The following is a 25,116-nucleotide window of genomic DNA, read 5'->3' on the forward strand; positions in this document are numbered from 1 at the left end:
GCATCAGTGATTAATAAAATAGAGCGAATGGCTGTGCCACAAAAGCCAGTCCTGCGGATAGTCACGCAGGGTGTTTTCAATCATCGTCGGTAGCTGTGCCGCGACCTCTTTTGGTCTCAGCGGAGAATAGATCTTTATTTTTATCCCCTGCTGATAATAGAGGTGATAAAAAACCACCTGCGCCGATACGATGCGAGAAAATCGCTGTACGCCGCTATGTAATTTCGCCGGGCGGCCAAAGAGTCGGCAGCTTATTTTCCCGGACTGCGCTTCATGGGTCTGCACGGTGTAATCGGCAGGAATGTCGGGGAAAATAATCATATTTTCCCGCCCTTCCGATACATTGGTCATTAACGCCATAAGCTCGCTGGCCAGCGACGTATTATCCTGGTGGATTGAGCAGTAAGAGAGCGCGACGCCGCCCATTTTTCGGCTGGCGACGGTGTAGCTTTCCGCGCTGGAGGAGACCACCACGCTGGCTTTTCCCGGCGTCACGCCGGCCCCGACCATCGCCGCTAAAATATCGGAAACGCAGTGCAGCGGCGCGAGGACGACCGGCGTCTTTTGCGCCACCAGAGGCGCGACAACGGCATCAAGCTCTCGCGTGCACGCCTGCATCTGGGCCAGCGTAGCCGGATGCTGTCCCCAGGTCGCGCCCATTTCAAGCAACTGACGGCGCATGGCTATCCATGCGGCATCGATTCGCCCGTCGGCGCCCGTCAGGCAGCGGTAGTTTTGCGTCGCCACGGCGGTACGGCCGCGGTAGTGTCGGCCCAATAACCGTAGCCGACATAGCGCGCGAATCGCTATCAACAGCAGCGGCATGGGGGTGAAACGCATGATCCTGCGCACCGCCTTTTGGCCATAGCCGGTAAAAGGCCGGTAGCGCCAGCTCAGCTGCGCGAACCATTTTCTTACGCTGAAAACGCTCCAGACGATGAGAAAACGCGTCACGCTTACTCCTTGTCCTGCGTTAACAGCTGGCGCATATAGTCAGCAAATTCAGGGAACTGGCGATCCTTCGCAACCACGTATTTTTTATTAACAATAAACAACGGCGTCGCATTAATGTCGTAGAGTTCGGTAATTTTCGCCATATATTCCAGGCGCTCGGCAACGGCCTGACTTTGGCGTATCTGATGGTATTTCTCGACATCGATATCATTTTTTTTCAGCCAGCCATTAAGCGCGTCATCATCCGCTAAATTAATACCGCGGGTCAGCACGGCGTTAAAAGCCCGATCGCGCATCTGGCGCTCAAGGCCCATCACCTCCAGCGTGGCGAAAACCGGCGCATAAATGGCCAGGCCGTTTCTTTCGGCCGTAATATGGATAACGTCAAAGGCGCTATCCGCCGGTAACGTGGCGGCGAATTTTTCAATCTCTTCTTCGTTCGACGCGCAGTAGTGACAGCCGTAGGACATCACTTCAATGATGCTTTTCTCATTCTTGATTGGGCTACTGGCAACGGTGGCGCTGTCAATTTCTCGCAGGGCCGAAGGCTGACTGCTATCCAGCGAAAACGTATTAAAAACAAAAATGTGATAGCACAGCACGGTAATTAGCGACGAAATTAACGCCACCAGAAATGTATAGCCAACAGCGGTAATAGGTTTTATCTTCATTTGATACCAGGCTCGCGAATACGGCAGAGAAATACATGGAGGGTTCCCCCTCCATGTACCGCATCAGAAATTACTGACGGATGCTATTCGGTACAACACACATACCGTCAGGCGCATCTTTGGAGGTCACGGTTGAGTTACCGTGCTTATCCGTACAGGTAGTCACTTGTTTACAGGTAGAGATACCGCCAACAACCACCGTCTCGTAAGAGCTGGTGCAAGTTTCCTTGCAGGTCCCGCCAATGATTGTTGATGCTTCAATCATGCTTAATTTTTTCATTTGTTAGATCCTTAACTATTTATATTGAAATGTATTTTCTTACACTTACCTACTGGCTTAAATACCTGCCAGTAATTCTTGCGATGTCATCGCTGGTACGTTATTAAACGCAGGGGGTAGCCACGATGCATTTGAAAATATTAAACAGTTCCACGTTATTTTTTACGTTTAATTTTTTCATCAGCCCGCGTTTACAGCGGCTCAATCGACGAACATCAATTTTTTGCTCAGAGGAAATTTGTGACAGCGTTTTCCCTTTGAATATTTCTTCCATTAACCACCAGTCATCGCTGGAGATGCTGTTGTTAAAATCCCTGGCTAGCCATTTCTGTCGAGTATAATTAATTAAGGATCGACTGAAGAAAATTTTCTTCGCCACCATGGCATCAGCGCTTTCGATAAATTTAAAAAAATTATCCAGCGATTCATTCTTTAATAGCCAGCTCGCTTCCGGCAGCAAAGAATGCAACGCAAAAAACAGAGAGATATTATTTTCTCCCAATAAAATTACCAGCTGCTGATTTTCCCGGCAGTAATACTCTTTAATGGTGTAGAGCGCATTAAAACGCTCATCCGGCAAACTGTCGACATCGCAGAGGATCCAGCGCAGTTCATCTTTTTGCTTTGGCTGACGCAGGGTATTGATCAGTTGTGAGAATTGGTCAAGCCTTGAGAAAGCGCAGTCGTCTTCATGCGCGGCCAGATCGGCCACCACCGAACGCACGCCTTCCGCGAAAAAGATGTTTTTATCGTAGAGAAAGAAATGACGGCTCATAGTTAATCATCCTTGATCTAATCTACTGGTAATTTATGGTGTAATTCGCAGTTGCCTGGAAGGCCCCGGTTTGCAAAGTTTTGTTACTCAAGGCATCCGGTTCCCCTTCCACAAAAGCTTTAAAATTTAACTGCATGGTGGCATTGGAAATGGCAACCGCGGTCGTTGGCGTATTTAGTGAAATCGCCGTACCATCATTCTCTTCAAAACCAATGCCAATACCGCTGGCGGAGTTAGGCGCTATCGGCGTTATCGCCAGACGGTCGCTCATATTGGCATTTTCCGTTCCGCTAAAGGTTACGGTAACGGAATTAAACACATCAGTACTGCAATCCTTAAGCTCAATCACAAAAGCTTTAGGTTGGGATTTTCTCTCCGCATAGAGCGTACGAGTGGAAATTTCGCCAAAATCTACGGCGATATTTTTTGACGAGGGAACGATACTGCAACCATGGGCAACGACGGTTCCCTTGAAGTTTAAATCGCCGCCGATCAGCTCCCCGATAGCCTGTGCCGGGGTGGCCGCCGATAGCGAACCTATGAGTACCATTGATGCGATAAATTGACGCATGCTGTCCCCTTACTGAAACTCAGCGACCACGGTGGCCGATGCCTGGAAATCCCCTTCGAGAACGTTGGTTCCTGCATTCGCAATCGGCGCGGCCGTCAGATTCCAGGTTCCCTGGTTATTGGTAAAACCCGGGACGTCATAAAACCTATTCGCCGCAACTAAATTGCCGCCCGAATCCTTGAGGATAATGCCAAGATTTGAGCGATCGACGGCGCCAGTCGTGCCTAAATAATCGCTATTAAAGCTGGCGGTATTGGCCTGCTGGATCCCCAGGCGAATATTCAGATTACCGGTTGCAAAGCTTCCCCCTTCGCATTTCACCTGGATTGGCACAGACTGGCTGTAGTTGTTGCCATTAAGCAGGGAACCCGCGCTGGGGATAGTATTGAAATCAACGGTGATCGGTGAGCCCGAATTGACAACACATTTATCCGGGACGGTAATCACCCCGGAATTAATTGAGATAATCGACATCGGCGTAGTGCCCATCCCTGCGCTGTAATTCCCCAGACGCCCATAAAGCTTTGCGATTTCTGTACCCAGCAGGTTCACGCCGTTGACAATCGGCTTGGTAATCATAAACGTTACCCGCCCCTGGGCGCCGGACTCAAAGTTATTAAACTGGGTGGTTGGCGGAACGCATTTGTTCTGATACGCTCCGTTCGTTTCATTATTAAAAGGAACGGCAAAATAATCCATCCGTTCACCGCGGATATAAATCTCTATTTTTACATCCATATAATCATTGAGTTTTAAATACCCTGGTGTACTTCCCTGCTGCAGTATTGATGCGGTAGCCGAGTAATATATAGCCTGATTTTCCATCGGAATCGTACAGCTGGCAACCCCAGAATATTGTCCACCCAGGGAAAAGACATAAGGAATGGTTGCTCCGGGGCTATTATTGGTAATATCCTGATTGGCCACGTCAATATTATACATTTTAGGCCCGCCGACCGGGGTAATTTCCCCTTCAACCGCCGCACCGACGTTCAGGGAATATAAACCGCCGCAGAGTAAAATAGTGACGCAAGATTTCCGCCCGATAACCCGCTTCGCCATCAGAGATACTCCATTTTTAAACGCAGCAGTCCGCTAAAATTACCCGCAGTCACGTTACGCGCGGTCGACTCCAGCACGGCAATAAACGTCAGGCTGCTGTCGCCGGTTTTCACAATAAACGGCGGCTGCGTTTGGTTAATATCCAGCGCCCGCTCTTTGATATCCAGCAGGCGAATACCGGCGCCAGAAATACTGCCGGTCAGGCGCAGCAGCTGGCGATTGTGCTCATCGGACTCGCCGATAAAGGTCAGCTGTACCGCCTGCTCGCCGGTGGTGTAGAGGTGCTTGCTATTGCCCGTCGTTCTTGATGCGATGCTGTCCCGCGCCTGCGATGCGCCCTTCAGACAATCCCTGAGCTCGACGCGAACCAGCACCGGCTGGCTGCGGTCGCCTGCCTGATGAAAACGACGGGCGCTAATTTCACCCATCTCAATTATCTGCAGACGGCTCTGCGGCGCCAGCACGCAAGGTGAGGCATAGACGGAGCCGTTGAATATGACGTTACCGCCATCTTCCCCCTGATGATCCCGGTTATAGTGCTGCGGCTGTAGCGGAATATCAGCCTCGGCCAACGCGGGCATACTGATACCGAATACAAACAGTGCTAAAAGCGATAAACGCGTTTTCATCATCAGGTTCCTCTTTAATTACCCTTGCTGCGATGGCGGCAGAGCTTTACAGGTATTTCCTTCACAGCGATATTTCAGTTCGGGATGACCGCCATAGTCATTCACATACATCATGGCAAACTCTCGCACGCCGCCATCGGTGACGCTGAATTCCAGGCTGGACTTCGGCGCAACCATGATCCCCGGGAATTTGGTGATTTTTTCACCCTTCACGCGGGATAAGCCAATGATGGTGATGTAATAGGGCGTCGGATTTTGCGCGGTCATCTTATTTCCGCTCTTTTGGAAGACGACCTGGTCCTGCCATATCTCGCTTTTGCTTTTGGGAATAATGGCGGTCGGGCGGAAAAATAATTTAATCCGCGACTGCATGGCTAACTGCAGGACATTAGCTTTATCCGGCTTGGGCGGAATTTCGCGTACGCTTAAATAAAACAGGCTTTCGCGATCCTGTGGTAATTGGTTAATCCCATCCGTTTTGGTGACCCGCGCCACCCCTTTTTGCCCGCCGTTGATACGCTGTAAAGGCGGTAGCACCACCAGCGGAGAGGTAATCTTATTGCCCTTGCTGTCCTCGACCCAGGATTGCGCCAGAAACGGAATATCCGGACTGGTGTTGGTTAAATTGGCGCTCGCCGAGCTGTCTTTACCGGTGATAATCAGCCGAGTGCGGTCCAGCGAAACGCCTGCCTGAGCGGTACCGCTTACCGCCGCCAGCATCAGAGCGCCCATCCAGCAGAGTTTGTTGCTTGTTATGCTCATTTTTGACCTTTTATTACTGTCACTGTCATTTACACGGCAATAGCGCGGCTGTCGCACGACGCTCTATGGTGGGCGGGATAGCGATCTGACACTGCTTCTTCCCGCCCCAAACGACGCTTAGCAGCTCCTGAGGATTAACCCCTGCCAGCCATCCCTGCCCGCCTTCCATAATCATGGATACGCTTACGCCATCGTCGTTAATCACCTCAGCGCCGAACGGCGGATAGGTGCCATCAGCCAGCCGAATAATGCCCATCATTTTTTCGCCCTTCGCCATGCCAAAGGTCTGATAGCCAATGGCGCCTTCGGTCAGCGTGGCGGTGCTGATAGCTTTTGCTGGTTCGATGGATTCCGACATCGCATCCACGTCGACTCGGGTGTCAAAGCTGTTGTAGCTCACGATGTCCGGAATAACGGCGATGCCGAAATTATTGGTTCTTGATTTACCGTCATTAAGCGGAACGTCGCCGATACCGTTGGTATTCACCATAACGCGGGCCGTATTGAGCGTCGCACCGCTGTTGTGGAGCGCCGCGCCGTGCCGTGTGGCGGTGAATCCGCCGCGCAGCGTGCTGCTCAGGGAGAGATAGTTATCCTGCTGATAGCTGGCGTTACTGTTGATTTCGGCATACTGCGAGCGGCGCTGATAATAGCCGTCGACGTTGGCATAACCGCTCTGGCTCGCTCCCGCACGCAGCCGCCACAGGTTGTTATAGTCGCTGCTATCGGTATACGAGAGCATCGGGCTGGTTTTACCGTTATTGGTCTGCACGTCCAGGCCGCTCCATTTACTATCGCCAACCGGAATAGAAAGTGAGAGAGCAATAGAGTCGTCCTTCCGACCTTCATAATCAGAACGATAGGCCGAAATATTGGTGGTGATCCCGCGAATATTACCGACGTTAAACGAGCGTCCTAACGAGATGCCGTAGCGATCCTGGCTGCTTCTGTTCCAGTAATTCTGGTGGGTATAGGTCAGAAAGACGGTTGTCGCCTTACCTGGCTCATCAGCCCAGAAAGTTTTATTACCGGTGATGGTATAAACTTCTTTTTCACGGCCAAGACTGTCGTACCCCTCATAACGCTCGTTGAGATACTGCGAGAAAGAACGGAAGTCCTCCTGCGAGAAGCGATATCCGGCGAAGGTAATTGAACTGTTATATTCGTCGAAGGTTTTCGCATAGCTCAGCTTAAACGAGGTTCCTTTCAGTCGCTTTTGGTTCGACTGCTGACTGTAAGATTCCGTGGCATCCAGCGAGAGCGCGCCGAAGACGCTGAGATCGCGACCGATACCGGCGGAAACCGCGGTATATTCGGCCCCTGCGCTCTGCAACCCGCCGTAGAGCGACCAGGCATTGGTGATCCCCCAGGAGAAATCACCGGAAGCGAAACCTGGCCCCTGAATTTTATGGCTATAGCGGGACGGCGCACCGATAGCGACGTTGTAGCGCACGTAGCCTGGACGCGTAAGATAAGGAATATTGGCAGTGTTAACCTGGAATGTGGAGATGGAGCCGTCCTGCTCTTCCACCTGAACATCCAGCGTACCGCGCACCGAGCTCCGTAAATCCTGAATATTAAACGGCCCGGCAGGCACCGTCGTTTCATAAATGATGCGTCCGCTCTGCTTCACCGTCACCTTAGCGTTGGTCTTTGCCAGACCGCGGATTTCCGGCGCGTAGCCCTGCAGGTTTGGCGGCAGTTGACGCTCATCGCTGGCGAGATTCAGCCCGGTAAAACGAACGGTGTCGAAAACCTGCGAATCAAGATAGATCTCCCCTGCCGTCAGTTTTGCCGCCATCATCGGCAGCGGACGATAGGCGTAGAACTGATTCATATCGAAATCAAATTGATGCGTCGCGCTGTAGTAGCTGGTCTGATATTCGCCGCGTACGCGCCAGCCGCCGAGGTTGAAGCCTGTCTGGCCATATCCGCTCAGGGTGCTGTAATCCTTGTGCATATCAAGCTGGCGGGTATATTGGCCGGTGAGGCTATAGTCGAGCAAAAATCCGCCGATCCCCTGGTCCCAGCGCTCAGGCGGCGTCCAGTTTGGATCGTTATATTTCATCCACGCTTGCGGAATGGTGATATCCAGCACCCCGGCGTAGTTACTGAGCGTGGCGCCCGGAAGGCTGAGGAGGTCATAACAATCGGCAAACGGCTGCGCGACCTTCTGCTGGGCTTCTTCTTTTAATGCCAATCTTGCAAGAATTTCGCCGTTAATGCAGGCCTGAGTATGCTTCTCGTCTTTGGAAGCCAGATAGCGAACCTTTTGCTGCCCTACAGCCTGACCATTTATTTTAATGTCTAATAAGTACTCGCCCGGTGGCACATAGTTGTCGGTGGCGAAACGCGTTAAATCGATATTGTCGCGGTCGGCGGCATCCAAGACGTCGGTGTTGAATTCCACATCAGTGGAGGCGCAAGCCACAGAAGCACAGCAGAAAAAAAGGATCTGAGAGAGGATTATTTTTATTTTTAGTTCTGCTGACATGACTATTCATCCCGAATCATTCAGTAAAATATCGTGCGCGACAAACAAGCTACAACAGCAATAGCTGGCTTATTTCTAGTTGTAATCCATAAAGAAACGAGTAACGGCGTAAAAATCTCCAGCCTTAATATGTTGCTGAACCGGAACCAACGAAGCGGTAAATTTCAGCGTATTATTCTCATCACTCAGAAGATACCCGGAAGAGGGTTCTCCAAAAGTTAAAATCTCCCCGTGGCGATCGCGAATCTGTATCCCAAAGCCTTTTCCCTCGCCATCCGGAATTAATACCGTCGGGTCTTGCGACGAAGCATTTCCGGTAAAGGTGATGGTGGCATAGGCACCGGGCGTTGATGGATTTTCGCTACCGAAAGAGGCGCAGCCGACTAAGCGCACCAGAAAAGGTCGGATCAGCTTACCTTCCTGGTCCATATTAATATCGCGAGCCGAGATATTACCGAAATCCACCCACAGTTCGCGCGAGTTGGGATCGATATCGCAGGCGGCAGCAACCAGCTCCCCCGAAAGCGCCAACTGTCCGGGCGTAAAATTAGTACTCAAAGCATGTCCGGAGAAGAGTAATACCGATACGAATAACGCCATCAGTCTCTTTTTCTCTGTATCCTTAACCATACTCAGAATTCCATATTATCTGGCACCCATTCCAATATCGCGGGGAGAAGTCTCCCCGCGAGCGATAATTCAAAATCGATTATTGATAATCGATAGTGAAGTTGATCGTTGACTGGAATGCACCCGCGGTAACGGTAGTGGTAGAACCGCTCGCAGCAGCTTCCGCTTTCAGGAAGGCCACGAAAGGAATGGTGTTGGTGCCATCAACCAGAGTGACCGGAGTCGTCTGCGCGCCCCAGGTCACAGTCTGGCTAGCGCTGTCTTTCAGGCCGATACCCGCGCCGGATGCGGTACCAGAAGTGAATGCAGCCAGAGTAGGATCGTTCGGGTTAACCGAAGTCGGGGTGTAGGAAACAACGGCGCTGCTAGCGATGGTGGTGTCGCAGTACTGCAGTTCGATGCTTTTAGCTTCAGTTGCCTGACCACCGCCCTGCAGCAGGGAAACTGGAACCTGACCAAAATCAACGGTTACCGGGCTGGACGACGGGGCCAAACCACAAGCAGTGTTCACCAGTTCACCCTGAAGCTCGATAACCCCGTTGGTTGTATCAGCAGCCAGAGCAGACATAGAGCCGAGAGCAGCAGTTAATGCCACAGCCATAGCAACTTTATTCAGTTTCATAGAAAATTCCTGCGTTATAAATTTTTATCCTAAAGAGTAAGGAGCTATAAAATTGCTGCGGTATATTCTCACAACAATCTGCAGCCCTCCGCATCACCGAAAAATCCGTTTCAATAATTAGACTATTAATTAATATTAATAATTTAATTAAATCCAGATCCCCTGGTCGGCAAAAATACTAACAAATCATTTTTGGGGTAAAAAGAAATACATTTAGCAGGGAATTAAAAAAAGATTTAACCTCGCGAACAATCCCGCGTTAGAAATTTAACTCGCAGAACACTGAGATATATCCTAAAAACAAATTACGCCAGGTAATTAATAAATTATAGATGCCATGAATTCACCGTAAAATAATTTTAACATAGATCACAATTTTTTAACAAAGAAGTTATCAGCTCTTTCTGCGGGTCATACGCAGACACAACCGGAGAATCTTTCCGCACCACGCCGTTGCCGCTTCTTGTTTTCCTGGCCAGAAGACTCCGTTATCATGCGGCTCATGAGTCAATGAAAAGAAAAGCACAATTTCACGGGAACCAATGAGCCGCAGCGTGACGTCATGAAAACAATAAAATCCGCTAACTCATTAAAACTTAAGTAAATGGACATCAAAACTGATGAGTACACTAGAGAATCTTGACGCCCATACGCCCATGATGCAGCAGTATCTCAAGCTGAAAGCCCAGCATCCGGAGATCCTGCTGTTTTACCGGATGGGTGATTTTTACGAACTCTTCTATGACGATGCGAAACGCGCATCGCAGCTGCTTGATATCTCGCTGACCAAACGCGGCGCTTCCGCAGGCGAACCGATTCCGATGGCCGGGATCCCGCATCATGCGGTGGAGAACTATCTCGCCAAGCTGGTTAATCAGGGGGAGTCGGTGGCCATTTGCGAACAGATTGGCGATCCGGCGACCACTAAAGGGCCGGTTGAACGCAAAGTCGTTCGCATTGTGACCCCCGGAACTATCAGCGATGAAGCGCTGCTGCAGGAACGTCAGGATAATCTGCTGGCCGCCATCTGGCAGGATAGTAAAGGTTTTGGCTACGCCACCCTCGATATTAGCTCCGGACGTTTTCGCCTGAGCGAACCCGCTGACCGCGAGACGATGGCGGCGGAGCTCCAGCGCACCAATCCCGCCGAACTGCTGTACGCGGAAGACTTTGCCGAATCCTCGTTGATTGAGGGGCGCCGAGGCTTGCGCCGTCGTCCGCTGTGGGAATTCGAAATCGACACCGCGCGCCAGCAGCTCAATCTCCAGTTCGGTACGCGCGATCTGGTCGGATTCGGCGTTGAAAACGCCCCGCGCGGCCTGTGTGCCGCCGGCTGCCTGCTGCAATACGTCAAAGACACCCAGCGTACGTCATTGCCGCACATCCGTTCCATCACCATGGAACGCCAGCAGGACAGCATCATTATGGATGCCGCTACTCGCCGCAACCTGGAGATAACCCAGAACCTGGCCGGCGGCTTTGATAATACTCTGGCTTCGGTACTCGACTGCACCGTCACTCCGATGGGCAGCCGTATGCTTAAGCGCTGGCTGCATATGCCGGCGCGCGACACCGCAGTACTGGTAGAGCGCCAGCAGACCATTGGCGCGCTGCAGGAGCATTACACTGAACTGCAGCCGATACTCCGTCAGGTTGGCGACCTTGAACGTATACTGGCTCGCCTGGCGCTGCGCACCGCTCGTCCACGAGATTTAGCCCGTATGCGTCACGCATTCCAGCAGCTGCCTGCGCTGCGTGCGATGCTGGCAGACGTCGACTGCGCGCCGGTACAGCGGCTTCGCGAGAAAATGGGCGAGTTTAACGAACTACGCGACCTGCTTGAACGGGCGATTATCGATGCGCCGCCGGTGCTGGTTCGCGACGGCGGCGTTATCGCCCCCGGCTACAACGCGGAGCTGGATGAGTGGCGTGGTCTGGCCGATGGCGCGACCGATTACCTCGACAAGCTGGAAATTCGCGAGCGCGAGCGTCTGGGGCTGGATACGCTGAAGGTCGGCTACAACGCCGTTCACGGCTACTACATCCAGATTAGCCGCGGTCAGAGCCAGCATGCGCCGATCCATTACGTCCGTCGCCAGACCCTTAAGAACGCCGAGCGCTATATTATTCCTGAGCTGAAGGAGTATGAAGATAAGGTTCTGACCTCCAAAGGGAAAGCGCTGGCGCTGGAAAAGCAGCTGTACGATGAGCTTTTCGATTTACTGCTACCGCATCTTGGCGACCTGCAGCAGAGCGCCAGCGCGCTGGCGGAGCTCGATGTGCTGGTGAACCTTGCCGAGCGCGCCGAGACCCTCAACTACTGCTGCCCGACCTTCAGCGATAAACCGGGCATTCGTATTAGCGAAGGCCGCCATCCGGTGGTTGAGCAGGTACTGAAAGAGCCTTTTATCGCTAACCCTCTGCACCTCGCTCCGCAGCGGAGAATGTTGATTATCACCGGCCCGAATATGGGCGGTAAAAGTACCTATATGCGTCAGACCGCGCTGATCGCCCTGCTGGCGTATATCGGCAGCTACGTTCCGGCGGATAAAGTCGAAATCGGCCCTATCGATCGTATTTTCACCCGTGTCGGTGCGGCGGATGACCTGGCCAGCGGCCGCTCAACCTTTATGGTAGAGATGACCGAAACCGCCAATATTCTGCATAACGCCACCGAGCATAGTCTGGTGCTGATGGATGAAATCGGTCGTGGCACCTCGACCTACGATGGCCTGTCGCTGGCGTGGGCCTGCGCGGAAAATCTGGCGAATAAGATCAAGGCCTTGACCCTGTTTGCCACCCACTACTTCGAGCTAACCCAGCTGCCGGAGAAAATGGAAGGCGTGGCCAACGTCCATCTTGATGCGCTGGAGCACGGCGATACCATTGCCTTTATGCACAGCGTGCAGGATGGTGCGGCGAGTAAGAGCTATGGCCTGGCGGTTGCCGCGCTGGCCGGTGTGCCGAAAGAGGTGATTAAACGCGCGCGGCAGAAGCTGCGCGAACTGGAGAGCATCGCGCCGAGCGCTGCCGCCACGCAGGTGGACGGTACCCAGATGTCGCTGCTTTCTGCTCCGGAAGAGACCTCGCCCGCGGTTGAAGCGCTGGAGAATCTTGACCCGGACTCGCTGACTCCGCGCCAGGCGCTGGAGTGGCTCTATCGTCTGAAAAGCCTGGTGTAGTTCCTTTTAAAGTGAAAAAACGGCAGCACTTTGCGGTGCTGCCGTTTTAACAAATGCAAACTGGGTGCGAGAGGATGCATCCTGACAACCAATACGCGGGGTTGCCCCCGCGCTGATGCTATTTCTTCGATTCGTAAGCGAGAACAGCTTTAAACTCCATACTACGCTCTTTAATACTGAGTTCGCACAGCGAGCTGCGCACCAAAAGCGTAAATCCCAGTACCGTAATACACAGTACGACGATTGCCACAAGGGCATATTTTGTCAGCATGTCTTGCCTCCCTGCAAAGAAGAGACTAACATCTGAATTGTTCAGGTTCATCCGTCAGCCTCAGTTGATAGAAATATCTCCTGGGGCTTTCGTCTATCTGAATCCTTGTCAATGCTCAAAGCCAGATAGCCTCAAGCACCCGCCGCTATTCTATATTTCCCCGGCCGCAAAACTTATCGGTAATTTATCAAACCCGTTGATTTTATTATAAACTGGAAGAAGGCTCGCAAACGTATCTGCTCTATCAACCATTTTGACATTTGAAAGATTAATTAATAAATATTTTGCATTGATTAACCAAACAAATAAAAAAGGCCCGACTGAGCGGGCCCGTTTATTTTATCGTTTATCTTCCGCCAGCAGCGGCGGAATACTCGGCACCATCGGCGATTCATCAATATCCTTCTGCGTCATGCGAAACGCTTCCGGATAATGTTCGCGGCTGGTGCGGCGTAGCGGTTCAGTATCGCGCCAGGTATAGAAACAGTGCTGGCACTGAAATACCGTCCAGACATCTTTTACCGGCGATTTTGCCAGCACTTCAATATGTTCATCGGCGCAACGTGGACAAATCATCTTTTCCTCCTTATTTACGGTTGGCCAGCATGGCGGTCAGTTTTTCAGCCCAGGCTTTGGTTTCAGGAAGATCCTGTACCGGCTGGCTGTAGTGGCCGCGGAGATCCGGCGCAACCGGCGTGGTGGCGTCGATAATTAATTTGTCGGTAATTCCCGCCGGGCTGGAGCCGGGATCAAGCTCAAGTACCGACATATTCGGTAACTGCACCAGGTCCCCCGCCGGGTTGACCTTTGAAGAGAGCGCCCACATCACCTGCGGCAGGTTGAACGGATCCACATCTTCATCAACCATAATCACCATCTTCACGTAGCCCAGGCCGTGCGGGGTGGTCATCGCGCGCAGGCCAACCGCGCGGGCAAAGCCGCCGTAGCGTTTTTTGGTGGAGATAATCGCCAGCAGGCCGTGGGTGTACATTGCGTTGACCGCCTGCACTTCGGGGAATTCGGCCTTCAGCTGCTGATACAGCGGCACGCAGGTGGCCGGGCCCATCAGGTAGTCAATTTCGGTCCACGGCATACCAAGATAGAGCGACTCAAAAATCGGTTTGCTACGGTATGAAACCTTATCGATACGCACCACCGTCATATTACGGCCGCCAGAATAGTGGCCGGTAAATTCACCGAACGGACCTTCGATTTCACGCTTGCGGCTCTCAATCACCCCTTCGAGGATGACCTCTGAGCCCCACGGCACGTCAAAGCCGGTCAGCGGCGCGGTGGCGATAGGGTACGGGCTTTCCCGCAGCGCGCCCGCCATCTCATATTCCGACTGATCGTATTTCAATGGCGTAGCGCCCATCAGAGTAATAATCGGATCGTTGCCCAGGGTAATGGCGATCGGCAGATCTTCACCGCGCTCTTCCGCTTTGTGCAGATGTAAGGCGATATCATGCATGGGCACCGGCTGGAGGCCGAGCTTACGTTTACCCTTCACCTCCATACGGTAAATGCCGACGTTTTGCTTGCCAAAATTATCCGGGTCGAGGGGATCGCGCGAAACCACGCAGGCTTTGTCGAGATAAAAACCACCGTCGCCGTCGTTAAGACGGAACAAGGGCAGAATATCAAACAGATTAATGTCTTCACCGTCGACGCTATTTTCCGCCCACGCCGGATTTGCCCGCCGCTCCGGCGTTACCGGAAACTTATCCCAACGGCGAATAAACTCGTCGATCTGCTTTTTCACCGGCGTATTCGGCGGCAAGCCCAGCGAGATAGCGTGGTTCTGCCAGGAACCGATAGTATTCATTGCTACGCGAGCATCGGTAAATCCGCGAATATTATCGAACCAAAGCGCCGGCGCGCCATCGCCGATGCGTCCGGTGGCGTTCGCCGCGGCGGCCAGATCCGGTTCCGCGTTAACCTCTTCGCTAATTTTCAGCAGTTGCCCCTGGTCGTCCAGCGCCTGCAAAAAGCTGCGCAAATCATCAAAAGCCATTATTCATTCTCCTGTGAAACATTCTCTACCGCCCGTAACCCGCTCCAGCGGCGCGCTTTGTGATACTCCAGACCGAACTGATCCAGCACTCGCGTGACAACGTGGTCCGTGACGTCCTCAATGGTTTTAGGATGGTTGTAATAAGCGGGCATGGGCGGCACCATTGCCACCCCCATGCGTGACAGGGCCAGCATGTTTTCCAGATGGATGGTGCTTAACGGCATTTCGCGCGGTACCAGTACCAGCTTACGCCCCTCTTTCAGCACCACGTCCGCGGCCCGGCCAACCAGCCCCTCGGCATAACCGGCACGAATACCCGCCAGCGTTTTCATACTGCAGGGAATAACAATCATGCCGTCGGTGCGAAATGAACCTGATGAGATGACGGCGGCCTGATCCGCCGGGCTATGGGAGAAATCGGCCAGTGCGGCGACTTCACGGGCGCTGTAAGGCGTTTCCAGCTCAATGGTCGTTTTGGCCCACTTTGACATCACCAGATGCGTTTCCACTTCCGGCATCTCACGCAGCGCTTTAAGCAGCGCAACCCCCAACGGAGCGCCTGTCGCTCCGGTCATCCCAACAATTAGCTTCATCATCGCCTCATATTTTGTTCGTATACGAACGTTTTTATTAAAGCTACTCTTGTAGGGCTATCCATGCAAGTTCGTTCGTATACGGCCGCATTTTTAATCAAAAAAGGAAAAATGCTAAATCCCCGTGCGAACGGCTATCATAGAATCGACGGTTTGATTACGGAGTTGTCATGGAGTTAAGAAACGAGGCGTTCCACCTGTTGCGCCAGCTTTTTCAGCAGCACACCGCTCGCTGGCAGCACGAACTGCCGGACCTGACCAAACCGCAGTATGCGGTAATGCGTTCAATTGCCGAGCATCCCGGCATCGAACAGGTGACGTTAACGGAAGCGGCGGTCAGCACCAAAGCGACGCTGGCGGAAATGCTGAGCCGTATGGAAAGCCGGGGGTTGGTTCGTCGCGAACACGATCCGGCGGACAAACGCCGGCGGTTTGTCTATTTAACCGCCGAAGGCGAAGCGCTTCTGGCAAGCTCTATGCCGCTGGGTAACGCCGTTGATGAAGAGTTTTTAGGCCGTCTCAGTGATGAAGAGCGCCGCCAGTTTTCGCAACTCATCCATAAGCTGATGGCGCAAGAGCAAGAGCGTTAACCCAAACGCTCGCGGAGAAAATCAATAAACGCCCGAACCCTGGCGGGAACATGCTGCGCGTCCGGATAAACCGCATACACTCCCTGAGACGGGAAGCGGAATTCCGGCATAATCCGCACGAGGGCGTTATCCGCCAGCGCAGCGGCCGCCAGCCATTCGGGGAGCAGCGCGACGCCGCTCCCCGCCAGCGCAAAAGCCATCAGCGCGCTGGCGCTATCCGCCGATATCCGTGGTGCCTTTTTAATTTCAAACGGGATACACCGTTCCTGCGGCCCGCTGAGCTGCCAGCGCAGCGGCGTCGTCAAACGTTCATGAATAATCCACGCGGAATGGGCCAGATCCTCTAGCGTCTTCACCGGATGCTGCGCCAGCCACGCCGGAGAGGCGACTGGTACGATAGCAAAGCGCGAGATCAGCGCCGCGCGGTAACGTGAATCCGCCAGCGTCCCGAGACGAATCGCCACATCAACACGATCTGAGATTAAATCCGCGTGGTGAGAAGAAGAAACGTGCCGCACGCGGAGCGCTGGATGCGGCAGGCTGAACGACGCCAGCGCCGGAACAATCACCTGGGCACCATATTCTGCCGTGGTCGCGACCCGCAGTTCGCCGCTCAATCCCACATGGCTGCCCCGGACGTCGTCCTGCAGATTTTCCGCTGCCTTCAGCAGCGCGAGGCCACGCTGATAAAACAGCGACCCGGCTTCAGTCAGCGTAAGCCGTCGGGTCGATCGCAACAGCAGCGTAACGCCCAGCTCGCTCTCCAGCTGCCTGACGTTAAAACTGACCACGGCCTTGGTTTGCCCGAGGGCCGCCGCCGCCGCGGTAAAACTGCCGCTCTCCACCACCGCCACAAACATGGTCATCCGCTGCAGGTTCAACATCATATCGCTCATTGTCAAAAAATTTCAGACAGTATATATCCGAATGTCGCGTTTATTCGCCCTGATGCTGAGGTTTACAGTAGCGGCCTTCATGGGGAGAGTAATCAATGACGTATCGCATCAAGGTCGCAACCCTTTTTCTGCTGGGTTTCTTTCTCGACTTAATCAATATGTTTATCGCCAGCGTCGCTTTTCCGGCGATGAGCCGGACGCTGCACGCGTCGCCAGGCGAACTGGCGTGGGTCAGCAATGGCTATATTGCAGGACTCACCCTGGTGCTGCCGTTTAGCGCCAGGCTCAGCCAGCGGTTTGGCGCCCGACGGGTGTTTCTGCTTTCGCTCAGCCTGTTTAGCATCGGCGCGCTGGCAACAGGGATGGCCGACTCATTGCTAAATCTGGTTCTGTGGCGCGTCCTGCAGGGAATGGGCGGTGGACTGTTGATTCCAATAGGTCAGGCATTAACCTGGCAGCAGTTTAAGACTCACGAGCGGGCAAAGCTCTCTGCCGCGGTGATGCTGGTCGGGCTGCTGGCGCCGGCGTGCTCCCCGGCGCTGGGAGGTCTTCTGGTGCAATCACTTAGCTGGCGCTGGGTCTTCCTTGCCAGCCTGCCGATAGCCCTTCTGACGTTAGCGCTGGCAGCGTTGTGGCTAAAAGAAGAGAGAAGCGTTGTGCGAGCGGGAGGTTTATTACCGCTCGCTTTACTGCGTGACCCGCTGCTGCGTTTTTCTATGCTGGTGTATCTCTGCGTGCCGGGGACGTTTATCGGAATTAACGTCGTCGGGATGTTTTATTTGCAAAGCGTAACGGGGTTGTCACCCTCCGCTATCGGCGCCCTGATGCTGCCCTGGTCACTGGCCTCTTTCGTGGCGATCGTCACGACCGGTCGCTATTTTAATCGTCTCGGCCCCCGCCCTCTGATTGCGGCCGGCTGCCTGCTTCAGGCCGCCGGGATCGTCGCGCTGGCCAGCGTTAATTCACCAACCGCCAGCAGCACGCTGATCGCGGCATTTGTCTTAATGGGCGCAGGCGGCAGTCTGTGCAGCAGTACGGCCCAAAGCAGCGCGTTTCTTAATGTGGCTAACTGCGATATGCCGGACGCCAGCGCGCTGTGGAACCTCAATCGTCAGCTGAGTTTCCTGATTGGCGCTGCGCTGCTGGCGGGGTTATTGAGCGCATTTTTGCTTTACTGGCCAGCACCGCAGGCCTGGCGTGGCGTGTTTATCGCCGCCGCTATTTTTACGCTGCTGCCGCTGCTGCGCTGCCTTAGATTTGATAACCGGGCGATAATCATGCGCCTGCACGGTAAAACGGAGAACAAATGAGTCGCTATATTGAAGAAGTCATTGCCGCCCATGTGGCCATTGAAGCCTGGCTGAATCAGGGAACTGGCAGCATCGAAGGGTTAATGCAGCGCTTCAGCGCGGAATTTACCATGATCCCGATTAACGGGACACGCATGGACCAGCAGGCGGTCAGCGCTTTTTTCAAGGGGCTCGCGCCAGCCGCCCCGGCTTAAAAATCGTCATTGATAGCGCCGCGATGCTTGCCGAATGGCACGATGGGGCCGCGGTGATATATCGGGAAACGCACGTTTTACCCGGCAAAGCGGATACGGCGCGCTGGTCAACGGCGCTTTTCCGCCAGCAGGAGGGGGAGATAAGCTGGCTGCATCTCCACGAAACGGCCCGGATATAGAGAGCAGACGCTGAAAAAGAAAAAGGCCCAATCGAAAAACGATTGAGCCTTTTTAACGAAAGGTGTCTTACTCGCGGAACAGCGCTTCGATGTTCAGCCCCTGGCTTTGCAGAATCTCCCGCAGACGGCGGAGACCTTCAACCTGGATCTGACGCACGCGTTCGCGGGTCAGGCCAATTTCACGGCCAACATCCTCAAGCGTCGCGGCTTCATAGCCCAGCAGGCCAAAGCGACGAGCCAGCACTTCACGCTGCTTGGCGTTCAGTTCGAACAGCCATTTGACGATGCTTTGTTTCATATCATCGTCCTGCGTGGTGTCTTCCGGGCCGTTGTCTTTTTCATCGGCCAGGATGTCCAGCAGCGCTTTTTCCGAGTCGCCACCCAGCGGAGTATCCACTGAGGTAATGCGCTCGTTCAGACGCAGCATGCGGCTTACGTCATCAACTGGCTTATCCAGCTGTTCGGCTATCTCTTCGGCGCTCGGCTCGTGGTCCAGCTTGTGGGACAACTCGCGCGCGGTACGCAGATAGACGTTCAGCTCTTTGACGATGTGGATAGGTAAACGAATGGTACGGGTTTGGTTCATAATTGCCCGTTCAATCGTTTGGCGAATCCACCAGGTCGCGTAAGTTGAAAAACGGAACCCACGTTCCGGGTCAAACTTCTCAACTGCGCGAATCAGCCCCAGGTTACCTTCTTCAATCAGGTCCAGCAGAGCCAGACCACGATTGCCGTAACGGCGGGCAATCTTGACAACCAGACGCAGGTTACTTTCGATCATCCTGCGGCGTGATGCAACGTCACCACGCAGCGCGCGACGGGCAAAATAAACCTCTTCTTCGGCAGTCAGCAGTGGGGAATAACCAATCTCTCCGAGATAAAGCTGCGTCGCATCAAGCACCCGTTGGGTTGCTCCCTGCGAAAGAAGCTCTTCCTCAGCCAGATCGCTATCACTGGGTTCCTCTTCAACTAAGGCTTTCTCGTCAAAAACCTCGACTCCGTTCTCATCAAATTCCGCGTCTTCATTTAAATCATGAACTTTCAGCGTATTCTGACTCATAAAGATGGCTCCTACCCGTGATCCCTGAGCAAAGCACTTTGGCTAAATATCACTCGAAGGACGCCCGGACGATAACCTTTATGCCCCGTTAAAGAAGACATCGTTGCCGCCCTGGCGCCTTTCTTAGCAATACTGAGCTATCCGTACTTTGCCAAATTATCGCTGCGGTAAATACTGCAGCGGGTTGACGGATTTCCCCTTGTAACGAATTTCAAAATGCAATCGTGTCGAACTAGTACCTGTGCTACCCATGGTAGCGATCTTCTGCCCCGCCTTGATATCTTGTTGCTCTTTTACGAGCATCGTATCGTTATGGGCGTAGGCGCTCAGGTAATCATCGTTATGTTTGATGATAATAAGATTACCGTAACCGCGCAGTGCGTTACCGGCATAGACGACGCGCCCATCTGCGGTCGCGACAATAGCCTGTCCTTTACTGCCTGCAATATCAATACCTTTATTGCCACCTTCGGCCCCACTAAAGTTCTCGATAACCTTGCCATCAGTCGGCCAGCGCCATGAAGAGATCGGCGAACTGGTAGACGTACTGCTTGCAGTCGATTGGGTGGTGCTGACAGCTGGAGCCGTAACTGGCGCGACGGTTGTCGTCGTCGCGGGCTTGTTGTTCGGCAACATCTTATTAGCACTCTGTTCACCTGAAGATTCAGAATACGTAATAGTTGGTTGTGACGCAACTACCGCGGTGGATTTTTGTGCAGAATTTGCGCTCAACATTCCACCATTACTGGCCTTCACGCTCGCCTGGGCAACAGGATTATCACCGGTAATCGGCTGGCCGGATGCATTGCCAACCTGTAACGTCTGACCGACGTTCAAAGCGTACGGTGCCGGGATATTATTGCGCTGCGCCAGGTCGCGGAAATCGTTCCCGGTAACCCACGCAATGTAGAATAGCGTGTCGCCGCGTTTAACAGTATAGGTGCTGCCGCCGGTATAGCTACCTTTCGGAATATCCCCATACTTACGGTTGTAGACGATTTTGCCGTTTACCGTTTGCACAGGCTCCTGAGCCATCGGCTGGATCTGCACAGGCTGCGTCTGTACCGGCTGAGTTTGTACCGGACGAGCCTGCGGCGCGGTATTGGTCGGAGGCGTAATCAGCATCCCGGAATTGGTGCCCGAAGACGAAGCCCCGCCAGCCGTGCTGACCGGCGCAGGCGGATTGTTGGAACTGCTGCAGCCTGCCAGCCAGAGTGACACCAGTGACAAAGCCGCAATGCGGCTTAAGGTAAATTTTGGGCTTCCCGCGCTCATTTATCCCCCAGGAATATGTTAACTACCAATATCTTGCTCACCGGACGGTGCCCGGCCAGGACACGAAAAATGCGTCCACCCTATGCCTAAATGCAGGCAAAAAAACCTGGAATAATCCGGTTCAGGCCAGCTCCCCTTTAACGAGGGGAACAAAGCGCACGGCCTCGACGGTGTCAATGACAAACTCATTGCCGCGTCGACGGATGCGCTTTAAAAACTGGTGCTCTTCGCCTACCGGCAGCACCAGCACGCCGCCATCGTCTAATTGCGCCAGCAGTGCGGCCGGGATTTCCGGCGGCGCTGCGGTCACAATAATCGCGTCAAACGGCGCGCGTGCCTGCCAACCCTGCCATCCATCACCGTGACGGGTTGAAACATTATGTAAATCAAGTTGTTTCAGACGACGGCGCGCGTGCCACTGCAGGCTCTTAATACGCTCGACCGAGCAAACGTGGTGCACGAGGTGCGCCAGAATTGCCGTCTGATAACCAGAGCCGGTGCCGATTTCCAGCACCCTTGACTCCGGCGTAAGCGTCAGAAGCTCGGTCATCCTCGCCACCATATAGGGCTGCGAAATAGTTTGCCCCTGGCCAATCGGCAATGCCGTGTTTTCCCACGCCTTATGTTCAAAGGCTTCATCAACAAACTTTTCTCGCGGCACCTGCGCGATAGCGTCCAGCACGCGCTCGTCGACAATGCCCTGAGTGCGAAGCTGATTGAGAAGACTTTCAACACGTTTGCTTACCATTGTGTATCAACCCCAACGCGATCGAGCCAGCCGCTAACCACCTCATGCGCGCTGTGGGCGGTTAAATCGACATGGAGCGGCGTGACCGAGACATAGCCTTCATCCACCGCGGCAAAGTCGGTATCCGGACCGGCGTCGTACTTTTCCCCCGGAGGACCGATCCAGTACAGCGTATTGCCGCGCGGATCTTTCTGCGGAATGACCTGATCGGAAGGATGGCGGCTGCCGCAGCGGGTAACGCGAATACCTTTTATCTGATCAAGCGGAAGATCCGGCACGTTGATATTGAGAATGCGCCCGGTACGCAGCGGTTCGCGGCTTAATGCCCGGAGAATCGAGCTGGTGACCGCAGCGGCGGTCTCATAGTGTTGGTAGCCGTTTAGCGAAACGGCCAGCGCCGGAAAGCCCAGATGACGGCCTTCCATGGCGGCGGCAACGGTGCCGGAATAGATGACGTCGTCGCCAAGGTTGGGCCCGGCGTTAATGCCGGAGACCACAATATCCGGACGCGGCCGCATCAGGGCGTTGACGCCGAGGTAGACACAGTCCGTCGGCGTGCCCATTTGCACGGCGATATCGCCGTTGTCGAAAGTGAAAGTGCGTAGCGAAGACTCCAGCGTCAGGGAATTCGACGCCCCGCTGCGGTTACGATCGGGTGCAACTATCTGAACCTCAGCGAATTCCCGTAAGGCCTTCGCCAGGGTCTGAATGCCCGGCGCGTGGATCCCGTCATCGTTACTCAGCAATATTCGCATAGTCACCCGTTGTATTGATAAGCTCCCTTACTACGCTGGTGGCGAAGCTGCCTGCGGGCAGCCAGAAACGCAGTTCAACGGTAACGTCATCCCACCAGTTCCAGCTCATCTGCTGGGGATAAAGCAGCATCGCCCGGCGTGCGGCCTCTACTTTTTCACGCACCAGCAGCGTCTGTAGCTGCGTCTCTTCAACGACGGCCGCCTGTTCGGCGGCCAGCGCGTCCCGCTGGCTGCCCCAGTCGCCGCTACCTACAAGCGCAGCGGTAATCATCAGTTCGCGATTATTTACCCGCGCCTGGAGCTCCGTCAGTTCTTCAGAGGTCGCAACGAACCAGCTTCCGCGCCCCGCTAATTGTAGCGCATCGCCATCAACAACCTGATTAAATTCCGGTTTTTTTAATCTAATACCAACCTGTTGATTAAACAATGCGCTGCGGGCCGCCGACAAACAAAAACTGCGTTTATTGCGATCGCGCACCGGCGCGCCGCTCTCGGCCCAGCGCAGCGCCCCCAGCAGGTTACTGCCGCCGATACCGAAGCGCTGGGCGCCAAAATAGTTGGGTACGCCATGCTCAGCAATCGCCTGTAAACGCGTTTCGACATCGTCGCGATCGCTGATTTCGCGCAGCACCAGCGTAAACTGGTTCCCCTTCAGCGCCCCGAGGCGCAGCTTGCGCTTATGGCGCGCGTACTCCAGTACCTGACAGCCTTCAAGCTGGAATTTGCTCAGGTCGGGCATCTCTTTGCCCGGCACTCGGGCGCACAGCCACTGTTCAGTCACCGCATGTTTGTCTTTCTGCCCGGCAAAGCTCACTTCGCGCGCATGAATTTTAAGGAATTTGGCCAACGCGTCAGCGACAAAACGGGTATTGCAGCCGTTTTTCAGAATACGCACCAGCACATGTTCGCCTTCGCCATCGGGCGCAAAGCCGAGATCCTCAACCACCACAAAGTCTTCCGGATTGGCTTTTAGCAGCCCCTGGCTCAGCGGTTTTCCATGCAGATAAGTGAGTTCGTCAAAAGCGATCATTTCTCAGCCTTACGCAGCAGCGCCACCGCTTCACAGGCGATGCCTTCGCCACGGCCGGTAAAGCCCAGCTTTTCAGTGGTGGTGGCTTTGACGTTAACATCGTCCATATGGCAGCCGAGGTCTTCAGCAATAAAGATGCGCATCTGGGGAATATGCGGCAGCATTTTCGGCGCCTGGGCGATGATGGTGACGTCAACGTTGCCAAGGGTAAAGCCTTTTGCCTGGATGCGCCGCCACGCTTCGCGCAGCAGTTCGCGGCTATCGGCCCCCTTAAAGGCCGGGTCGGTATCCGGGAACAGCTTGCCGATGTCGCCCAGCGCCGCCGCGCCCAACAGCGCATCGGTCAGCGCGTGCAGCGCGACGTCGCCGTCGGAATGCGCCAGCAGCCCTTTTTCATAAGGTACGCGCACGCCGCCGATGATGATGGGGCCTTCACCGCCAAAAGCGTGTACGTCAAAACCGTGTCCAATTCGCATTAAGCCTTCTCCTGGTGTCGGGAACGGGTAAGGTAAAATTCGGCCAGCGCCAGGTCTTCCGGGCGCGTCACTTTAATATTATCAGCTCGTCCGGCGACCAGCTCAGGATGAAAGCCGCAGTACTCCAGCGCCGAGGCTTCATCGGTGATGGTCGCCCCTTCATTAAGCGCCCGCGTCAGGCAATCAACAAGCAGTTCGCGAGGGAAAAATTGTGGCGTCAGCGCATGCCATAAATCGTTGCGTTCGACGGTATGGGCAATAGCCGCCCTGCCCGGCTCCGCGCGTTTCATGGTATCGCGAACCGGGGCGGCCAGAATGCCGCCCGTTCGGCTGGTCTCACAGAGTTGAAGCAGGCGGCTGAGATCGTCCTGGTGCAGGCAGGGGCGCGCAGCATCGTGTACCAGCACCCAATCGGCCTCGCTAAGAGCCTTCAGGCCCGCAAGGACGGAGTCCGCACGTTCTGTACCGCCATCAACAACGGTGATCTGAGGATGATTCGCCAACGGCAGCTGGCTAAAGCGCTCGTCTCCCGGGCTGACGGCAATCACCACCCGCTGTATACGCGCGTTTGCCAACAGCGCGGCGACCGCGTGTTCGAGAATCGTTTTGTTACCGATAGAGAGATATTGTTTCGGGCATTCCGTTTGCATGCGGCGGCCAAAACCGGCTGCCGGCACCACGGCGCAAACGCCCGGAAAAGTGGCTGCCATGTTGTAATCCTGGGCCTGTTTATCGATTATTCTGCTGTTGCCCCGCGGCCTGGTTGCGTTTCGACGCATCCGGCACCAGACGATAAAACGTTTCGCCCGGGCGGGTCATACTGAGTTCATTGCGCGCGCGCTCTTCGATAGCTTCCTGGCCGCCGTTGAGATCGTCAATTTCGGCGAACAGCTGATCGTTGCGTGCTTTTAATTTAGCGTTAGTTGCCTGCTGCGCGGAGACATCGTCATTAACCCGGCTATAGTCATGCAGACCATTTTTGCCGAACCACAGCGAGTACTGTAGCCAGACCAGCAAAGCCAATAACAGCAGCGTTAGTTTACCCATCCTGCCCCCTGAAAAACGGCATCATCATCCCATAACTCGCCCGAGT

At 54.2% G+C, this 25,116-nt stretch carries 28 protein-coding genes and 1 pseudogene; 5 read left to right on the plus strand and 24 right to left on the minus strand.

The window, feature by feature from the left end; genetic code table 11:
• Positions 1-3 precede the first annotated feature (3 nt).
• The 11 genes from ACSIPU_RS18220 to ACSIPU_RS18270 all read right to left on the minus strand — a co-directional run bounded on the left by ACSIPU_RS18220 (position 4) and on the right by ACSIPU_RS18270 (position 9,450).
• Complete coding sequence (locus ACSIPU_RS18220) at positions 4-954, minus strand: ABC transporter (protein ID WP_435322254.1); 951 nt, start codon at positions 952-954, stop codon at positions 4-6.
• Positions 955-956: 2 nt separating this feature from the next.
• A complete protein-coding gene (locus ACSIPU_RS18225; RefSeq protein ID WP_004104920.1) occupies positions 957-1,625 on the minus strand; it encodes a DsbA family protein in 669 nt (222 codons plus the stop codon).
• A 70-nt stretch (positions 1,626-1,695) separates the two neighbouring features.
• A complete protein-coding gene (locus ACSIPU_RS18230; protein ID WP_004104922.1) occupies positions 1,696-1,905 on the minus strand; it encodes a DUF4762 family protein in 210 nt (69 codons plus the stop codon).
• Positions 1,906-2,008: 103 nt separating this feature from the next.
• The gene (locus tag ACSIPU_RS18235) at positions 2,009-2,680 is read right to left on the minus strand and encodes a hypothetical protein (RefSeq protein ID WP_004104924.1); all 672 of its coding nucleotides are present in this window, start codon (positions 2,678-2,680) and stop codon (positions 2,009-2,011) included.
• Between the two features lie 22 nt (positions 2,681-2,702).
• A complete protein-coding gene (locus ACSIPU_RS18240; RefSeq protein ID WP_004114804.1) occupies positions 2,703-3,251 on the minus strand; it encodes a fimbrial protein in 549 nt (182 codons plus the stop codon).
• Positions 3,252-3,260: 9 nt separating this feature from the next.
• Positions 3,261-4,313, minus strand: a complete 1,053-nt coding sequence (locus ACSIPU_RS18245) for a fimbrial protein (RefSeq protein ID WP_023329985.1) — start codon at positions 4,311-4,313, stop codon at positions 3,261-3,263.
• Complete coding sequence (locus ACSIPU_RS18250; protein WP_004104936.1) at positions 4,313-4,942, minus strand: fimbrial protein; 630 nt, start codon at positions 4,940-4,942, stop codon at positions 4,313-4,315. The genes ACSIPU_RS18245 and ACSIPU_RS18250 overlap by 1 nt, the downstream gene beginning before the upstream one ends.
• A gap of 18 nt (positions 4,943-4,960) precedes the next feature.
• Positions 4,961-5,704, minus strand: a complete 744-nt coding sequence (locus tag ACSIPU_RS18255; RefSeq protein ID WP_004104938.1) for a fimbrial biogenesis chaperone — start codon at positions 5,702-5,704, stop codon at positions 4,961-4,963.
• Between the two features lie 25 nt (positions 5,705-5,729).
• A complete protein-coding gene (locus tag ACSIPU_RS18260) occupies positions 5,730-8,198 on the minus strand; it encodes a fimbria/pilus outer membrane usher protein (RefSeq protein WP_004104940.1) in 2,469 nt (822 codons plus the stop codon).
• A gap of 75 nt (positions 8,199-8,273) precedes the next feature.
• Positions 8,274-8,828 (minus strand): fimbrial protein, encoded by a 555-nt coding sequence (locus tag ACSIPU_RS18265; RefSeq protein WP_004104942.1) that lies wholly within the window; start codon positions 8,826-8,828, stop codon positions 8,274-8,276.
• A gap of 79 nt (positions 8,829-8,907) precedes the next feature.
• Positions 8,908-9,450: a fimbrial protein gene (locus ACSIPU_RS18270; protein ID WP_004104944.1), complete on the minus strand. Its 543-nt coding sequence runs from the start codon at positions 9,448-9,450 to the stop codon at positions 8,908-8,910.
• A 620-nt stretch (positions 9,451-10,070) separates the two neighbouring features.
• Between ACSIPU_RS18270 and mutS the strand changes: the two genes are divergently transcribed.
• On the plus strand, positions 10,071-12,632 hold the full coding sequence (mutS, locus tag ACSIPU_RS18275) for a DNA mismatch repair protein MutS (protein WP_017145489.1): 2,562 nt from the start codon (positions 10,071-10,073) through the stop codon (positions 12,630-12,632).
• A 118-nt stretch (positions 12,633-12,750) separates the two neighbouring features.
• Here mutS and ACSIPU_RS18280 read toward each other — a convergent pair whose 3' ends face one another.
• The 4 genes from ACSIPU_RS18280 to ACSIPU_RS18295 form a co-directional block, all read right to left on the minus strand.
• Complete coding sequence (locus tag ACSIPU_RS18280) at positions 12,751-12,903, minus strand: Hok/Gef family protein (RefSeq protein WP_009651623.1); 153 nt, start codon at positions 12,901-12,903, stop codon at positions 12,751-12,753.
• Positions 12,904-13,242: 339 nt separating this feature from the next.
• On the minus strand, positions 13,243-13,479 hold the full coding sequence (locus ACSIPU_RS18285) for a non-oxidative hydroxyarylic acid decarboxylases subunit D (RefSeq protein WP_004104951.1): 237 nt from the start codon (positions 13,477-13,479) through the stop codon (positions 13,243-13,245).
• 10 nt (positions 13,480-13,489) lie between these two features.
• Positions 13,490-14,917, minus strand: coding sequence for a non-oxidative hydroxyarylic acid decarboxylases subunit C (locus ACSIPU_RS18290; protein WP_004114871.1), 1,428 nt, complete (start codon positions 14,915-14,917; stop codon positions 13,490-13,492).
• A complete protein-coding gene (locus tag ACSIPU_RS18295) occupies positions 14,917-15,510 on the minus strand; it encodes a non-oxidative hydroxyarylic acid decarboxylases subunit B (RefSeq protein WP_004104955.1) in 594 nt (197 codons plus the stop codon). The genes ACSIPU_RS18290 and ACSIPU_RS18295 overlap by 1 nt, the downstream gene beginning before the upstream one ends.
• A gap of 170 nt (positions 15,511-15,680) precedes the next feature.
• On the opposite strand from ACSIPU_RS18295, the gene ACSIPU_RS18300 reads away from it, so the two are divergent.
• Positions 15,681-16,100 (plus strand): MarR family winged helix-turn-helix transcriptional regulator, encoded by a 420-nt coding sequence (locus tag ACSIPU_RS18300; RefSeq protein ID WP_016809803.1) that lies wholly within the window; start codon positions 15,681-15,683, stop codon positions 16,098-16,100.
• Here ACSIPU_RS18300 and ACSIPU_RS18305 read toward each other — a convergent pair.
• Complete coding sequence (locus ACSIPU_RS18305; protein WP_196557986.1) at positions 16,097-16,984, minus strand: LysR family transcriptional regulator; 888 nt, start codon at positions 16,982-16,984, stop codon at positions 16,097-16,099. The genes ACSIPU_RS18300 and ACSIPU_RS18305 overlap by 4 nt on opposite strands.
• 107 nt (positions 16,985-17,091) lie before the next feature.
• Here ACSIPU_RS18305 and ACSIPU_RS18310 point away from each other — a divergent pair, with 107 nt between their 5' ends.
• Positions 17,092-18,306, plus strand: a complete 1,215-nt coding sequence (locus ACSIPU_RS18310) for an MFS transporter (protein WP_196557952.1) — start codon at positions 17,092-17,094, stop codon at positions 18,304-18,306.
• Positions 18,303-18,679, plus strand: a pseudogene (locus tag ACSIPU_RS18315) (DUF4440 domain-containing protein). The gene ACSIPU_RS18310 and the pseudogene ACSIPU_RS18315 overlap by 4 nt, the downstream one beginning before the upstream one ends.
• 67 nt (positions 18,680-18,746) lie before the next feature.
• Here the strand turns inward: ACSIPU_RS18315 and rpoS are convergent.
• Together rpoS and nlpD are read right to left on the minus strand one after the other, a co-directional pair.
• Positions 18,747-19,739 carry an RNA polymerase sigma factor RpoS gene (gene rpoS, locus ACSIPU_RS18320; protein ID WP_004104962.1) on the minus strand — a complete coding sequence of 331 codons (993 nt, stop codon included), beginning with the start codon at positions 19,737-19,739 and terminating at the stop codon, positions 18,747-18,749.
• A 156-nt stretch (positions 19,740-19,895) separates the two neighbouring features.
• Positions 19,896-20,960, minus strand: a complete 1,065-nt coding sequence (gene nlpD, locus ACSIPU_RS18325; protein WP_230133338.1) for a murein hydrolase activator NlpD — start codon at positions 20,958-20,960, stop codon at positions 19,896-19,898.
• On the opposite strand from nlpD, the gene ACSIPU_RS18330 reads away from it, so the two are divergent.
• Complete coding sequence (locus tag ACSIPU_RS18330) at positions 20,902-21,036, plus strand: peptidase (RefSeq protein WP_224226457.1); 135 nt, start codon at positions 20,902-20,904, stop codon at positions 21,034-21,036. The genes nlpD and ACSIPU_RS18330 overlap by 59 nt on opposite strands.
• Before the next feature lie 99 nt (positions 21,037-21,135).
• Here ACSIPU_RS18330 and ACSIPU_RS18335 read toward each other — a convergent pair whose 3' ends face one another.
• Genes ACSIPU_RS18335 through ftsB form a run of 6 tightly spaced genes read right to left on the minus strand, consistent with a single transcriptional unit; the run spans position 21,136 to position 25,070 of the window.
• A complete protein-coding gene (locus ACSIPU_RS18335) occupies positions 21,136-21,762 on the minus strand; it encodes a protein-L-isoaspartate(D-aspartate) O-methyltransferase (protein WP_004104966.1) in 627 nt (208 codons plus the stop codon).
• Positions 21,756-22,517: a 5'/3'-nucleotidase SurE gene (gene surE, locus ACSIPU_RS18340; protein WP_004114878.1), complete on the minus strand. Its 762-nt coding sequence runs from the start codon at positions 22,515-22,517 to the stop codon at positions 21,756-21,758. Before surE ends, ACSIPU_RS18335 begins: the two co-directional genes overlap by 7 nt.
• Positions 22,498-23,547, minus strand: a complete 1,050-nt coding sequence (truD, locus tag ACSIPU_RS18345) for a tRNA pseudouridine(13) synthase TruD (RefSeq protein WP_047720723.1) — start codon at positions 23,545-23,547, stop codon at positions 22,498-22,500. Before truD ends, surE begins: the two co-directional genes overlap by 20 nt.
• Positions 23,544-24,023, minus strand: a complete 480-nt coding sequence (gene ispF, locus ACSIPU_RS18350) for a 2-C-methyl-D-erythritol 2,4-cyclodiphosphate synthase (RefSeq protein WP_004104972.1) — start codon at positions 24,021-24,023, stop codon at positions 23,544-23,546. Before ispF ends, truD begins: the two co-directional genes overlap by 4 nt.
• Positions 24,023-24,733, minus strand: a complete 711-nt coding sequence (gene ispD / locus ACSIPU_RS18355; RefSeq protein WP_032728994.1) for a 2-C-methyl-D-erythritol 4-phosphate cytidylyltransferase — start codon at positions 24,731-24,733, stop codon at positions 24,023-24,025. The genes ispF and ispD overlap by 1 nt, the downstream gene beginning before the upstream one ends.
• Before the next feature lie 19 nt (positions 24,734-24,752).
• Positions 24,753-25,070 (minus strand): cell division protein FtsB, encoded by a 318-nt coding sequence (gene ftsB / locus ACSIPU_RS18360; RefSeq protein ID WP_004104977.1) that lies wholly within the window; start codon positions 25,068-25,070, stop codon positions 24,753-24,755.
• Positions 25,071-25,116: the final 46 nt, after the last annotated feature.

Origin of the sequence: Klebsiella sp. HN106, from assembly GCF_051209435.1 — a bacterium.
Classification (GTDB): domain Bacteria; phylum Pseudomonadota; class Gammaproteobacteria; order Enterobacterales; family Enterobacteriaceae; genus Klebsiella; species Klebsiella oxytoca.